The 14,500-nt window shown below is 47.1% G+C and carries 10 protein-coding genes and 1 pseudogene; 8 read left to right on the top strand and 3 right to left on the bottom strand.

The features are described 5' to 3' along the window. Positions 1-566: cysteine desulfurase family protein (locus ACWA6V_RS06820; RefSeq protein WP_449521774.1), on the top strand; the 566-nt coding region annotated here is incomplete at its 5' end. A 166-nt stretch (positions 567-732) separates the two neighbouring features. On the opposite strand, the gene ACWA6V_RS06825 is transcribed toward ACWA6V_RS06820, so the two are convergent. Further along, a complete protein-coding gene (locus ACWA6V_RS06825; protein WP_449521775.1) occupies positions 733-3,051 on the bottom strand; it encodes a nitric-oxide reductase large subunit in 2,319 nt (772 codons plus the stop codon). After that, a complete protein-coding gene (gene ytfE, locus ACWA6V_RS06830; protein ID WP_449521776.1) occupies positions 3,044-3,724 on the bottom strand; it encodes an iron-sulfur cluster repair protein YtfE in 681 nt (226 codons plus the stop codon). The genes ACWA6V_RS06825 and ytfE overlap by 8 nt, the downstream gene beginning before the upstream one ends. 180 nt (positions 3,725-3,904) lie before the next feature. Here ytfE and ACWA6V_RS06835 point away from each other — a divergent pair, with 180 nt between their 5' ends. Genes ACWA6V_RS06835 through ACWA6V_RS06845 form a run of 3 tightly spaced genes read left to right on the top strand, consistent with a single transcriptional unit; the run spans position 3,905 to position 6,017 of the window. Then, complete coding sequence (locus tag ACWA6V_RS06835; RefSeq protein ID WP_449521777.1) at positions 3,905-4,390, top strand: YbaN family protein; 486 nt, start codon at positions 3,905-3,907, stop codon at positions 4,388-4,390. Continuing rightward, positions 4,383-5,567 (top strand): NnrS family protein, encoded by a 1,185-nt coding sequence (locus tag ACWA6V_RS06840; protein ID WP_449521778.1) that lies wholly within the window; start codon positions 4,383-4,385, stop codon positions 5,565-5,567. The genes ACWA6V_RS06835 and ACWA6V_RS06840 overlap by 8 nt, the downstream gene beginning before the upstream one ends. A gap of 12 nt (positions 5,568-5,579) precedes the next feature. Then, entirely contained in the window at positions 5,580-6,017 is a 438-nt protein-coding gene (locus ACWA6V_RS06845) for an RrF2 family transcriptional regulator (RefSeq protein ID WP_449521779.1), read from the top strand. Between the two features lie 7 nt (positions 6,018-6,024). Here the strand turns inward: ACWA6V_RS06845 and ACWA6V_RS06850 are convergent, their stop codons facing one another. After that, entirely contained in the window at positions 6,025-7,896 is a 1,872-nt protein-coding gene (locus tag ACWA6V_RS06850) for a histidine kinase (RefSeq protein ID WP_449521780.1), read from the bottom strand. Positions 7,897-8,040: 144 nt separating this feature from the next. Between ACWA6V_RS06850 and ACWA6V_RS06855 the strand changes: the two genes are divergently transcribed. The 4 genes and pseudogenes from ACWA6V_RS06855 to ACWA6V_RS06870 form a co-directional block, all read left to right on the top strand. Next, a complete protein-coding gene (locus ACWA6V_RS06855; protein ID WP_449521781.1) occupies positions 8,041-8,529 on the top strand; it encodes a CBS domain-containing protein in 489 nt (162 codons plus the stop codon). A gap of 338 nt (positions 8,530-8,867) precedes the next feature. Continuing rightward, the gene (locus tag ACWA6V_RS06860) at positions 8,868-12,590 is read left to right on the top strand and encodes a nitrate reductase subunit alpha (protein WP_449521782.1); all 3,723 of its coding nucleotides are present in this window, start codon (positions 8,868-8,870) and stop codon (positions 12,588-12,590) included. A gap of 112 nt (positions 12,591-12,702) precedes the next feature. Next, positions 12,703-14,238, top strand: coding sequence for a nitrate reductase subunit beta (gene narH, locus ACWA6V_RS06865; protein WP_449521783.1), 1,536 nt, complete (start codon positions 12,703-12,705; stop codon positions 14,236-14,238). 5 nt (positions 14,239-14,243) lie between these two features. After that, positions 14,244-14,500, top strand: a pseudogene (locus tag ACWA6V_RS06870) (nitrate reductase molybdenum cofactor assembly chaperone); the annotation flags it as partial.

The following is a 14,500-nucleotide window of genomic DNA, read 5'->3' on the forward strand; positions in this document are numbered from 1 at the left end:
GAGTTGATGCATTAACCATTGCAGGCCATAAATTTTATGCCCCAAAAGGTGTGGGTGCATTGTATGTGCGTGAAGGCACACCTATTAACCCGATCATGTATGGCGCAGGTCACGAGCGCAGCCTGCGACCTGGAACAGAAAATGTTATTGCAGTTGCAGCACTGGGCGAAGCCGCCCGTTTAGCTGCCGCACGGCTACCGGAGGCTGAACCTTATTTAAAACAATTACGCGACGAATTACTCAGCCGCTTACAAGCAGGTATTCCCGGAATCATTTTGAATGGCCATCCAGAGCATAGACTTCCTAACACATTAAATATTTCGTTCCCTGGTGTTAGTGGTAGGGCACTTCTGGAAAGCGCAGCAGGTCAGATCGCTGCATCAGTAGGCTCAGCTTGCCACTCACATGGCGATGCGGTCAGCGGTGTGTTGGCGGCAATAGGTGCATCTGCTGACCGCGCGCGCGGTTCAGTAAGATTGTCGGTGGGGATATCAACAACTGACGACGAAATTAAACAAGCCAGCCAAATTTTAACGAACAGCTGGAGGGAGATTAATACTCAGTAGTACAAAATATTTTGAGGTGTTACCTTGTTCGAATCACTAAAATATTACATAAAAAGTGCGCTAGGATACTAGGCATTTTGGATTGACGAGAAATCCATCATCATATGACATTAAGTTAAGCCGGACATTAAACTCAATATCCGGCTTAAGGCTTAACTGTTACACCCTATTTGCCGCCACAACTACCGCAGCACACAGTTTCTTTTTTTTCAGGCGTCTTAGCTGGATCGATTGTTAACACACCACCTGTTGATAAGGAAAATAAACCCACCACAACCTGCCAGCTCACTGCTAAAGCACCGACGATAAAAACCACGTCACCAAATGTACGAACCCAGCGCAAGGTCACGAGCAAATCTGATTGCATAAACGATTCGCTACGCGCGTACCACAACCCCTCGGATGCACTTGCAACAAACTGGATAATCCCGACTGGTAATAAGCTGGTGAACAGCATTAGCGTCAAACCTATGTTCATCCACCAAAACGCCACTTTCATTAACTTATCGCTAAACACTAATTGCGGGCGAATATAGCGAAGGATTAACAACGAGAAACCCAGCGCCAGGAATCCATACACGCCAAACAAAGCCGCATGGGCATGTGTCGGTGTAGTATTTAAACCTTGCACATAGTAAAGCGCGATGGGTGGGTTAATCATGAATCCAAGCACACCCGCACCAAGCATGTTCCAAAATGCAACCGCAACAAAGAAGGTCAAAGGCCATTTTATTTGTTGCATCCAGGGCGCGCGATTTTTCAAGCGCCAGTTTTCCCAAGCTTCATAACCTAGCACTACAAGCGGTACAACTTCGAGCGCACTAAAGGTCGCACCCACAGCCATTACCGGTGTGGTGGTGCCAGCGAAGTATAAGTGATGAAAAGTACCTGGCACGCCGCCCAACATAAATAACGATGCCGATGCCAGTGTGGCAGCTGTTGCCATGGGCCGCGATACCAACCCCATACTGCAGAAGATAAACGCGAGTGCAGCGGTTGCAAACACTTCAAAAAAACCTTCAACCCAAAGATGCACAACCCACCAACGCCAATACTCCATTACAGAGAGATGTGTGCGTTCACCGTAGAACAAACCAGCACCGTAAAATAATCCGATGGCGACGACAGATGCGGTTAACAAGGCTAATAAATTTTTATCGCCAGGTTGCCTTAACGCCGAGGTAATGCCGCGCATCATTAAAAACAACCAGAGTACAATTCCAATAAATTTTCCTATTTGCCACACCCTACCCAAATCAACGTACTCATAACCTTGGTGACCAAACCAGAAACTTAGATTACTCGGTATGATGTGCGCGATGGCAAGGAAATTACCGATAAACGAACCAACCACCACCGCAATCAAAGCCCAGAAGAGAATATCCACCCCTAGCTTTTGATACCTAGGATCTTTACCACCGTTAATTATTGGCGCAAGGAATAATCCAGCCGCGAGAAAACCCGTAGCAATCCAAAACATGGCTGACTGAATGTGCCAAGTACGCACCAACGAATAAGGAAACCACTCAGACACATTAATGCCGTAAAACGTTTGCCCTTCCACGGTGTAATGCGCGGTGAACCCTCCCAGGAAAACTTGAAAGGTAAAGAGCGCGACTACAACAAATAAATATTTTCCCAAGGCGCGCTGCGAAGGCGTGACGGCAAAGGTTGTAATCGGATCGACATCTGGAGCAACTGTCTCCTCCTCATTTTCTTTGCGCAGAAACGCCCATGCCCATACCAGAGCGCCTACACCAAAAATTAACAAGACAACGCTGGCAACTGACCACACGATATTTTCTGCGGTGGGTCTGTTGTCGATCAGCGGCTCATGAGGCCAATTATTAGTGTAAGTCGCCTCACCCGGTGTGCGCTCGGTAGATGCCGCCCATGCGGTCCAAAAGAAAAATTCGGCCATGCGTTCGCGTCGCTCAGGGTCAGGCAACGTGTTTTCTTTCATCGCATAATTTTCGCGCGTTTTTTGTAGCTCTGGGACATCACTGAATAAACGCTGATAATAATCGGCGGTTTGTGCAATCGCCTGAACACGGCGTGCTGAAAGCACCACCTGATCGGTATCCGCGTTATAGGTGTTTGTGCGGTAGGCTACTTTTAAATCGTACTGCAGCGCGTTTTGTTGCGCGCCATCCAAATCAGCATAGGCTTTACCAAAAACATCTTGCGCAGCCAGTTCGAGCCAATTTTTCAGTTCGCGATGCAACCAATCAGCCGTCCAGTCCGGCGCCTGATAAGCACCGTGCCCCCAAATCGACCCCAGTTGCATGCCGCCCACAGATTGCCATGCGGTTTGCCCATCCAGAATAGAATCGTGAGTCATTAATACCTCACCACTTTCGCTCACAACTTTTGCCGGGATTGGTGGTGCGTTGCGATAGACCTCGGTACCAAAATATCCGAGCAATGAAAAGGTAACGGCGAGCACGCCAATCAAGATAAACCACAGCTTGCGATACTCACCCATGACTCACCTCCAGAGCACCATCAATACGATCAAATAAAATATTGTTTTCAAGATGAATGTGATCCATCAGATCCGCTTTTAAAGTTTCAAGACCAAAGTAGAGCGCGCGCCAGGTATTACATGCCCCCTTGGGTATAACAATACCGCGCGTGATGTGATCAATATCCGCGAGTGCGGCACCGTGATCGTCGTGTTCGCGGCGCATCATTGCTATCGGTTGGACAGCCATGCCGGTAATGCCACGGCTAATCATCGGAAACAGAATTTGCTCCTCCTTCTGCATGTGGTTTTCCAGCTCTTGCAGCATGGTTTCCAAAAGTTGCGCCAAACCTGTAGGGCACTCGGTATGCCCGCCATGAACCAACTCCACTCGCTGGGCAAGGCGAATCAGTTCCGGAAGTTGTTGACGATGCACATCGTGATACCGCGTGAGTATATGTTCGATCAATTCAATGTCCGGCACATTTACCCATTCTTGTTCCCTTGGTTGCTGCGATTGCAGCACCTGTAACTCACTAGCAAGTGCTTCCAAGTTCAGATCGCGTTCACTTGCTGCATCGCGCAAGCTTTTCTTTCCGCCGCAACAAAAGTCCAATTGGTGTTTATGAAAAATCGCGGTGGCCCCCGGAATACTCCGTGCAAGTTGGCCAAGACTTTGGTCGGTAATTGTCATAATGTCACTCTCCGGCTGCAATAAAACGACGGTAATTAAAGGGAACCCAGCAACTCTGCCAAATAACCTCGCTAAGATGCATTGTAAATGCATCTTATAAAGATGTAAAATGAATACATGTTTAAAGGTAAAGATTTTAATACCGTCCACTTCGCGCTATAGATGAAAGAGGAACTGAGAATGCCTGCCTACTCCACACTGTCGCAGCCTGTAAAAGCCGGTTACCTTGTGCTTGCATGCTTATCATTGCTGATCGGTGTGGTTGGTATAGTGACTCCACTACTGCCTACTACACCGTTTCTATTATTGTCAGCATGGTCTGCCGCAAAGGGCTCACCGCGCTTACACCACTGGTTAACCACTCACCCATGGTTAAGTAAGCCCCTGCGCGCATGGCAAAAAGAGCGGGCGATTCCATCCTCCGCTAAACGATTGGCAATAGTGATGCTTGCGTCCAGCTGGCTGCTATTAATACTTCTTGGGTTTCACTGGGCGATTATCAGTGTCACCTTGTGTTTATTTGGCGCGATCGGAATTTTTATTTTTACGCGTCCCTCACCACAAGATGAAGATCGCATAACTCCCGACAACATTATCCTGTACAAAGGATGCAAGGTTTACAGTGATATTCGCGCCTATGCTGATCCAGAGGTTTTTCATGAATAATTTTTTTCAATCACAATCGATTCTTGCACACCCCTTCCGCCCATTCTTTTTGCTCACGGGTATTTATGGAGTTATTACTGTTATTGCCTGGATGAGCTTTTTGTTTGGCGGACTCTCACTGCCATTGGGATGGTCGCCAGTACACTGGCACAGCCATGAAATGTTATTTGGTTTGATTCCACTGGCTATCGCCGGTTTTTTGTTGACGGCAGTATGCAACTGGACTGGTGCAGCTCCGTTACACGGCAAAGCATTACTCGCGCTGATAATAATCTGGTTCGCAGGCCGCGTTGCCATGTGGACAGCAAGCTGGTGGCCAGTGGGTATAGCAGCGGGGGTTGATTTATTATTTATGCCCGTGATGGCTATCTATATGACCCGCGTATTATTGCGCCACGGAAACAAACGCAATTTACCCATTGCAGGGATTTTGCTAGTACTGAGCCTCGCTAATGTAATGATGCATATCGGATTTATCACGAGTGACCCACAATGGTTACGGCGTGGTGAATTAATGGCACTGGGTTTAATTACCCTGATGATGATTGTGATTGGTGGCCGAATTATTCCGCTCTTTACGATTAACTGGCTGCGCAATCAAGGCATTCAAATTGAGTGCGTAAAATCATTCGCTGTTCTGGATCGCGCCGCACTCATCGCTACGCTGTTGTTAATTCCCGCCGACTTTTTCACCGGCACTTCCTGGTTAACCGGCGTTATGGCCTTAATTGCAGGTGCACTCAATGCCTTGCGTTTGATCGGCTGGTCAGGCTGGCGTACTGCGCGAGAACCGCTGTTGTGGATTCTCCACCTCGGCTATGGCTGGATTGTTGTCGCGCTATTGCTCAAGAGCGCCGCAGCCTTTAATCTCGCCGCCCCTACCGCTTGGCAACATGCACTGGGAGTCGGCGCCATGGGAACTCTGATTCTGGGAGTAATGACCCGTGTAGCCCTTGGGCACACCGGCCGCACACTCACCCTGCCCCGGTTTGCATTAGCGATTTACGTGGCTATTACACTAGCGGCATTGGCTCGGGTATTAGCCGCATTACAACTACTGGATTACCGCGTAGGATTGCTAGTGGCCGCTACAGGCTGGTCCCTCGCCTTTGCCACATTTACCTTGATTTATTGGCCAATACTCACCCGCCCACGCGCAGATGGCCGCCCCGGATAAGAAGAGAAATCTATGCACATAACCCGTTATACCGATTATTCACTGCGTGTACTCATGTACGTAGCACTCAAGGGTGAAGAAATTTCTACTATTGGCGAAATTGCAGAGAGCTACAACATTTCAAAAAACCATTTAATGAAAGTGGTTCAAGAACTCAACGCCAAAGGTTATTTAATTGCGGTGCGGGGGAAGAATGGCGGGCTGCGCTTAAATGGCCCTGCTGAGGATATTAATATCGGTAAGCTCGTGCGCGACACTGAGCAGGATCTAGCAATAGTAGAGTGCTTCACTGGCGCTCAGGGCTGTACCATCACACCCGCATGCCACCTTAAAAGTGTATTTGCGGCGGCATTGGAAGCTTTTTTTAACGTACTCGATCAATACACTCTGGCCGATCTACTACCAAAACAAAAACAACCTGCATTAATTAAGTTATTGGGTATCAGTTAATTAATGCTTATGCCAAGTCGTTAAATATATCGGAAGTGATGATCCCGCTTTTTTGGCGAATTTTTATAAAATCAGGAATGAATTCAAAGCTCACCAAAACACCACCAGAGGATTGGTTGGACAGCATCAGCTCGCCTCCCAAATGTTTAGCGCGCTCTTTCATGATGGCCAACCCATAGTGATTAATTTTTTCCGGCGAACCCGGAAGGCCACTACCATCATCTGCGATGGTTAAACTGATCGCTTGATCTGCATTTTGCCAAAGGCGGATATCCAAATTTTTTCCTCCACTGTGATTAATCGCATTTTGGCTAGCCTCTCGAATAATTTGCAGCAAATGAATCTCCTCGTTGGGCGTGAGGGGAATATTACTTAAGGCAAAATCAAGATGAATATTCATCGAATTCTGCGCACGTAACTGTTCTATACTGGATTCAAGCGCAACCTTTAAACCGCTGCCGTCAATTTTTAAACGGAACGTCGTTAATAACTCACGCAATTGACGATAGGCATTATTTAACCCTTCGCGCAGCTCACCTGCTACATCCTCCATAGTGATTTTATCTTCGCGATCAATGGCTTTATTGAGGCGAGTTACCTGGATTTTTAAGTAGGATAACGCTTGCGCAAGGGAATCATGCAATTCGCGTGCAATAGCATTGCGCTCTTGCAAAACCGCCAAGCGGCGCGATTGGTCTTCATCGGTTTTTAAGCTCATACCAATCGCCAATTGATCGGTAGTGGATTGAATTAGTTGCTCTTGCCATGGCGACAATAATTTTCGTTCCTCTACCCGACACACTATCAAGCCATAATGTCGCTCATTGCGATTCAATTGAAAACGATAAATTGCCGTTCCATCCGTTTTTTCTACTACGCCCCGGCTGGATAAACATTTCGAACAGTTTTGTTTTTTGCACAACTCTGCGTTAATTTCACTCGCCGGTTTTATTTGCAGGTACGGGCTATTGCCCTCAGTGGTCATTAAACATAATTCAAGGTCGGACACGTTGATAGTTTTCCCTAAACGGGAAATTATTTCATCGTAATTAATACCTTGGGGATTATGCTCAATAATGAACTTGGCAGTATCGTATAAAAACTGTAGCGAGTTATTAGACTGTTGCAACTCCCGGGTTTTTTCATCCACTTGTTGTTCAAGATGATCATAACTATTAGCGATTGATCGACTCATAAGATTAAACGAACCAGCAAGAACACCTAATTCATCCTGGCTGACTACCGGTATTTGATGACTGAAATCGCCTTGGGAAATTCGCTTAGCCATAGCGGTTAATTGATTGAGTGGCTGCTCTACTTTGACTCTGAGCGAATACATCACCAATGCCGATACCAACAAGGTTGCAAAAAGCGCAATGATTTGCACCAAACGAAAACTGCGTACCTTTTGTTCCGCATCCTGTTGAATGGTTTGCACTAGTGCATCCAACAACTGAATGTGTTCATCCAACAGAATTTGTAATTGTTGGTCGGTTATAGAATCTTGCTGTTGCTTAACCTGATTAAATGCTGGCAATAACTGTGTGGGCCAGTTGTCCGCTGCGCGGGTGTATAACTCACTGATTGCTGGTTTCTCATGCAAAAAAGGAATGAATACCGGGTTACGCCATGTTTCATCAATTTTTTGCTGTGCCGCTATCCATTGCGCAGCATCAGGCGTGTCATCCAATGCCAGCAAGCCCAAACGATAACTTTGCATACGCAAAGAGCCAGCGACATTAATCGCCAGGGAATCGTTTTCAGCACGCTCTGACAACCAATAGGAAATCAACATCGTACTCATGCCTAAAATAACAATTCCGGCAAGTGCCACACTGACGCGAACAATAATGGAAGATTTAGGTACAAGTGAGTTCATAAAACAGCTTCATATAAAAAGATAAATACCCATTTGGAGGTATTTTATTGCTCCCCTCTAGCCATTCAGGGAAATTGCCAAAAACATTTTTTTAGCCGATAAGCTCTATTACCTAGTGCCAATCAAACAACAAGAGGCTTCAATATGAATACTACCAACACTAGCAGCTCTTGCGCCAAAGATATTATGAGCAACACCTTATTAACTGCTTACGAGGGCTGGACTATCAGCCGACTAGCAGACTTTTTTATTAACCGTAAAATTTCTGCCGCTCCCGTCATAGCCTCAGATCACGAATTAGTTGGCGTGGTCAGCGTAAGCGATGTTTTTAAATTCAATAATCTCACTGAGCGCGATAAAGGCAATGCCTTGCGCAACCACTATCGGGATAGTTGCGGCCAGGAAATAAATGAGGAAGTACTCCGCTCATGGGTAAAGGATGCCGATAAAAATTGTACCGTTCATCAAATTATGAATCATGAGGTCATTGCGATTGACCAGGGCGAATCAATAAAGTCAGTGGCGAAAATACTTCTTGACCAGCACATACACCGCGTTTTTGTAACCGACAACAATAAAGTGGTCGGTGTTATTACCGCTATGGATGTGCTCGCCGCGCTCAATCAGAGTTAATTTTTTTGTATTTTCTGTGCCGATTTATCCGGGCCGCTACCAGCATTATGGAACGGCCTTTTTATTGGAGTACCCCTTCTGTACTGAGGCTTATTTTTTAGCCTCGCACGCCCTACCCGCAAAAACTAAAAAATCAACAAATTCAATAAGTTAGCCAACAAATACAAATACTCATTTGGTGGTAGATGAACGGCTTTGCGGCACTTTTCACTCACTGGCAGGCAGCGCATGAATGGCGCAGTATTCCTGTGTCAACCGTGAACCGAAAGCGCGCCATTAGCATAACGCCGTTGTGTCAGTAATGGATTAACGCGCACACTTTTAGGAGCTGCCATAGAATGAGTCATCTACTCGACAAATTACGTTTTTTTAAAAAACGTCAAGAACCCTTCGCTGATGGGCATGGTGTTACCACTGATGAGGATCGCTCTTGGGAACAAGGTTATCGTCAGCGTTGGCAGCACGATAAAATTGTGCGTTCGACCCACGGCGTCAATTGCACCGGCTCTTGTAGCTGGAAAATTTACGTGAAAGACGGCTTGATCACCTGGGAAACCCAGCAGACAGATTACCCACGCACACGCCCCGACTTACCTAATCATGAACCACGCGGCTGCCCACGCGGCGCAAGTTACTCCTGGTATATTTACAGCGCTAATCGTTTGAAATACCCCAAGGTGCGTCAGGCGTTAATTGAACTGTGGCGCGAAGCGCGTCAGGAATATTGTGACCCAGTGGAAGCATGGGCATCCATTGTTGAAGATGCAGCGCGCGCAAAAAAATATAAATCACGGCGTGGTCTGGGCGGATTTGTACGCGCGCACTGGGGCGAAGTGAATGAAATTATTGCCGCCTCTAATGTTTACACCGCTAAAACCTATGGCCCTGATCGCATCAACGGCTTCTCACCCATCCCCGCCATGTCGATGGTGTCTTACGCCGCCGGTTCACGTTATTTATCCTTGATTGGTGGCAACTGTTTAAGTTTTTACGATTGGTATTGCGACTTACCTCCATCATCGCCACAAGTGTGGGGCGAGCAAACAGACGTACCGGAATCTGCCGATTGGTATAACTCCAATTACATTATTGTGTGGGGCTCTAACGTTCCCCAAACACGTACACCAGATGCCCACTTCTTATCGGAAGTTCGCTATAAAGGCACGAAAACCTGCGTCATTACCTCTGACTATTCCGAAGCATCCAAATTTGGCGATACCTGGTTATCGCCTAAACAAGGAACTGATGCGGCATTGGGTATGGCCTTTGGTCATGTGATTTTAAAAGAATTTCATATCGACAGCCCCAGTACTTATTTTACCAATTACGTAAAACAATATACCGATATGCCCATGCTGGTCATGCTGGAGCCACAGGGTCAGCATTTAACACAAGGGCGTTTTTTGCGTGCAGCGGATTTGGTAGACAATCTCGGACAAGAAAACAATCCCGATTGGAAAACCATCGCCATCAATTCACACACGCAAGAATTAATAAGCCCTAATGGCTCCATCGGCTATCGCTGGGGGCAAAGTGGTAAATGGAATCTGGAGCAGCGCGATGGAAAAACCGGAGCTGATACAGATACGCTTTTATCGCTAAAAAATAATTGCGATGAAATTCTGGATGTGGCTTTTCCGTATTTTGGCGGCAACGAACACGAATACAATTATTTTAAACACACTGATCACAGTGATATTCAGCTACGCAAAGTCCCTGCACGCAAGGTGATACTGGCCAACGGCGAAAGCGCATGGGTAGCCAGCGTATTCGATTTAATGGTTGCTCACTACGGCGTCGATAACGGGCTGGGCGATACCAATGTGGCCTTATCATTTGATGATGACGCGCCCTACACTCCCGCATGGCAAGAAAAAATTACCGGCGTGCCGCGTGCCGATGTGATTCGTGTTGCGCGCGAATTTGCGCGCACGGCGGACAAAACCCACGGTCGCTCCATGGTGATTGTGGGCGCTGCACTCAACCACTGGTACAACATGGATATGAATTACCGCAGCCTGATTAACATGCTGATGATGTGCGGTTGCGTAGGCCAAAGTGGTGGCGGTTGGGCGCACTATGTAGGGCAAGAAAAATTGCGCCCACAAAATGGTTGGCTACCACTGGCCTTCGGCTTGGATTGGCAGCGCCCTTCCCGCCAAATGAACGGCACTTCATTTTTCTATAACCATGCAAGTCAATGGCGCTACGAAAAGCTCGACATGAGTGAAGTCGTTTCACCACTCGCTAATAAAGAAAAATGGAGCGGTAGCATCATTGATTTTAATGCCCGCGCTGAGCGTATGGGCTGGCTGCCCTCTGCTCCGCAGCTCGGCACTAACCCACTGCACATTGTTGCCGCTGCAAAAGCAGCCGGTAAAGCACCAAAAGACTATGTTGTCGAACAATTAAAAAGCGGCGCAATTGAATTCGCCTGCCAAGACCCGGATGCACCGCAAAACTTTCCGCGCAATTTATTTATCTGGCGCTCGAATTTATTAGGCTCCAGCGGCAAAGGCCATGAATATATGCTGCACCATTTGCTGGGTACCAAACACGGTTTGCTCGGTAAAGATTTGGGCGCTGATGGAAAAAAACCGGAAGATGTGAAATGGCATCACGAGGGCGCGGTTGGCAAAGTAGATTTGCTAGTGACGCTCGATTTCAGAATGTCTACTACCTGTTTGTATTCCGATATCGTTTTACCTACCGCCACCTGGTATGAAAAAGACGACATGAATACCTCGGATATGCATCCATTTATTCACCCACTCACCAAAGCCATTGACCCGGTATGGGAGTCGCGCAGTGACTGGGATATTTTTAAAGGCATAGCCAAAAAATTCTCGGAATTATGCGATGGCCATTTAGGTGTAGAGCAAGATTTTGTCACCCAACCGATGATGCACGACTCGCCTGATGAGCTAGCACAACCCTACGGTGTTAAAGCCTGGTGGAAAGGTGAATGCGAAGCCATTCCAGGTCTGACCATGCCCAATATGGTGGTGGTAGAGCGCGACTACCCCAACACCTATAAACGTTTCACTTCACTTGGACCATTACTTGAATCACTCGGCAACGGTGGCAAAGGCATTAAATGGGATACCAAAGAAGAAGTCGCATTTCTCGGCAAATTAAATCGCACTCATACTGAAGAAGGGGCGCATCAGGGGCGACCAAAAATTGAAACGGCGATTGATGCCTGCGAAGTAATTTTATCGCTCGCACCGGAAACCAACGGCCACGTTGCGGTAAAAGCCTGGGATGCCCTTTCAAAAATTACCGGGCGCGATCACACCCATTTAGCCAAGCCGAAAGAAGACGAAAAAATTCGCTTCCACGATATTGTTGCCCAACCGCGAAAAATTATTTCCGCACCTACTTGGTCGGGGTTGGAAGATGAACACGTTTCTTACAACGCGGGTTATACCAATGTGCATGAGTTAATTCCATGGCGCACCATCACCGGCCGCCAGCAGTTTTATCAGGATCATGAATGGATGCGCGACTTTGGTGAACAATTGTGTTGTTACAAACCGCCCGTCAATTTAAAAACCATTGGCCCAGTAATCAATCGGACACCCAACGGCAACAAAGAAATTATTTTGAACTGGATTACGCCGCATCAAAAATGGGGCATTCACAGTACCTATAGCGACAATTTGTTAATGCTGACCCTGTCGCGCGGCGGCCCGATAGTGTGGATGAGCGAAATCGATGCAAAAGCGGCGGGCATTGAGGACAACGATTGGATTGATGTCTTCAACGTCAACGGGGCAATTTCTGCGCGCGCCGTCGTATCGCAACGTGTTCCGCAAGGCATGAGCCTCATGTACCACGCCCAGGAACGCATTATTAATATGCCCGGTTCGTCGCTCACTAAAACACGCGGTGGCATGCACAACTCAGTGACCCGCGCGATTATGAAACCTACGCATATGATTGGTGGCTACGCACAACAGGCTTACGGTTTTAACTACTACGGTACCGTTGGCTGCAACCGTGATGAATTTGTTGTAGTGAGAAAAATGAAAGAAGTGGATTGGTTAGATACACCTTAACTCCACCCTCCCCTTAAAAAAGGGAGGGAACTATTCCTCCCCCTTGCGAAGGAGGAGGCCAGGAGGGGGTTCCATCCCCAAAAAATTTCTCAAATTACAGAGGCAAAAAAAAATGAAAGTTCGTGCCCAGATTGGCATGGTGTTGAACCTGGATAAATGTATCGGTTGCCACACCTGCTCTATTACTTGCAAAAATGTGTGGACTTCACGCGAAGGTGTGGAATACGCCTGGTTTAACAACGTAGAAACAAAACCTGGTGTTGGTTTTCCCAAAGAGTGGGAAAATCAGGACAAATGGAAAGGCGGCTGGCAGCGTAGCGCTGACGGAAAATTAACACCGCGTATCGGTGGCAAATTGCGAGTGCTTGCTAATATTTTCGCCAATCCGGATCTTCCGGAAATTGACGATTATTACGAACCCTTTGACTTTGATTACCAACACCTGCACACCGCAGGCAAAAGTGAGCATCAGCCTACCGCCCGCCCCCGCTCATTAATTACTGGTCAACGCATGGAAAAAATTAATTGGGGGCCAAACTGGGAGGAAATTCTCGGCACCGAATTCGCCAAGCGTAGAAAAGACAAAAATTTCGATGATGTAGTGCAAACCGAAATTTACGGTCAATTTGAAAAAACATTTTTAATGTATTTGCCGAGGTTGTGTGAGCACTGCTTAAACCCGGCCTGTGTTGCCTCTTGCCCTTCCGGGGCGATTTATAAACGCGAAGAAGACGGCATTGTATTAATCGACCAAGACAAATGTCGCGGCTGGCGCATGTGTGTATCGGGCTGCCCCTACAAAAAAATCTATTACAACTGGAAAAGCGGAAAATCAGAAAAATGTACTTTCTGTTATCCACGAATTGAAGCAGGCCAACCCACTGTTTGCTCGGAAACTTGTGTGGGCCGCATTCGCTACTTGGGTGTGCTCTTGTACGATGCTGATCGCATTGCTGAAGCCGCCAGTGTGGCGAGTGAAAAAGATTTATATCAGGCGCAGTTGGATATTTTTCTTGACCCCAATTCACCCGGCGTTATCGCCGCTGCTCAGGCAGAAGGTATTCCACAGGCGTGGATTGAAGCCGCACAGCGTTCGCCCGTTTACAAAATGGCAGTCGATTGGCAAGTCGCACTACCGCTGCATCCTGAGTATCGCACTCTGCCCATGGTTTGGTATATCCCACCACTATCACCCATTCAAAACGCTGCGCAAGCGGGGCATGTGGGCATGAATGGTGAGATACCTGATTTGAAATCCTTGCGTATTCCACTGCGCTATCTCGCTAATTTATTAACAGCGGGCGATGAAAAACCGGTTGAGCATGCACTGGAACGCATGATTGCTATGCGCGCTTATATGCGCAGTAAACATGTGGATGGTGTGCAGGATTTGGAAGTGCTTAAACAAGTCGGACTGGATGTAGTAACGGTAGAAGAAATGTACCGCTATATGGCCATCGCCAATTACGAAGACCGTTTTGTAGTGCCCACCAGTCACCGAGCTTATGCCGAAAATGCCTACGATTTAAAAAACAGTTGCGGTTTTAGTTTTGGAAACGGCTGTGGCGATGGCAACAATGATGTGAGCTTATTTGGCACTAAAGCCAAAGGGGTTCGCCAAGTCATTCCCGTATCGATTCAGGAGTAAGACCCATGAAATTATTAACCGTTTTATCACTCCTGATGGATTATCCGGAAGACAACTCTGCCGAACTGGTAGCAGTACTGCGCATCGGCATGCAATTAATAGAAGCACCTTCGCAGTCTAAACAAAAAATACACACTTTTTTAGATAAGTTCATAAACCATTACGCACATACGCCGCTGCTGGATTTGCAATCTACATATGACAGTTTGTTCGAACGCGGACGCGCACTATCGCTGCATTTGTTTGAACATATTCATGGTGA

It is taken from the genome of Cellvibrio sp., from assembly GCF_053579595.1.

Bases quoted from the DNA above. Each gene is read 5' to 3' on its own strand.
- ACWA6V_RS06840 (WP_449521778.1), top strand. From the start codon at position 4,383: ATGAATAATTTTTTTCAATCACAATCGATTCTTGCACACCCCTTCCGC.
- ytfE (WP_449521776.1), bottom strand. From the start codon at position 3,724: ATGACAATTACCGACCAAAGTCTTGGCCAACTTGCACGGAGTATTCCG.
- ACWA6V_RS06850 (WP_449521780.1), bottom strand. From the start codon at position 7,896: ATGAACTCACTTGTACCTAAATCTTCCATTATTGTTCGCGTCAGTGTG.
- narH (WP_449521783.1), top strand. From the start codon at position 12,703: ATGAAAGTTCGTGCCCAGATTGGCATGGTGTTGAACCTGGATAAATGT.
- ACWA6V_RS06855 (WP_449521781.1), top strand. From the start codon at position 8,041: ATGAATACTACCAACACTAGCAGCTCTTGCGCCAAAGATATTATGAGC.
- ACWA6V_RS06835 (WP_449521777.1), top strand. From the start codon at position 3,905: ATGCCTGCCTACTCCACACTGTCGCAGCCTGTAAAAGCCGGTTACCTT.
- ACWA6V_RS06845 (WP_449521779.1), top strand. From the start codon at position 5,580: ATGCACATAACCCGTTATACCGATTATTCACTGCGTGTACTCATGTAC.
- ACWA6V_RS06825 (WP_449521775.1), bottom strand. From the start codon at position 3,051: ATGGGTGAGTATCGCAAGCTGTGGTTTATCTTGATTGGCGTGCTCGCC.
- ACWA6V_RS06860 (WP_449521782.1), top strand. From the start codon at position 8,868: ATGAGTCATCTACTCGACAAATTACGTTTTTTTAAAAAACGTCAAGAA.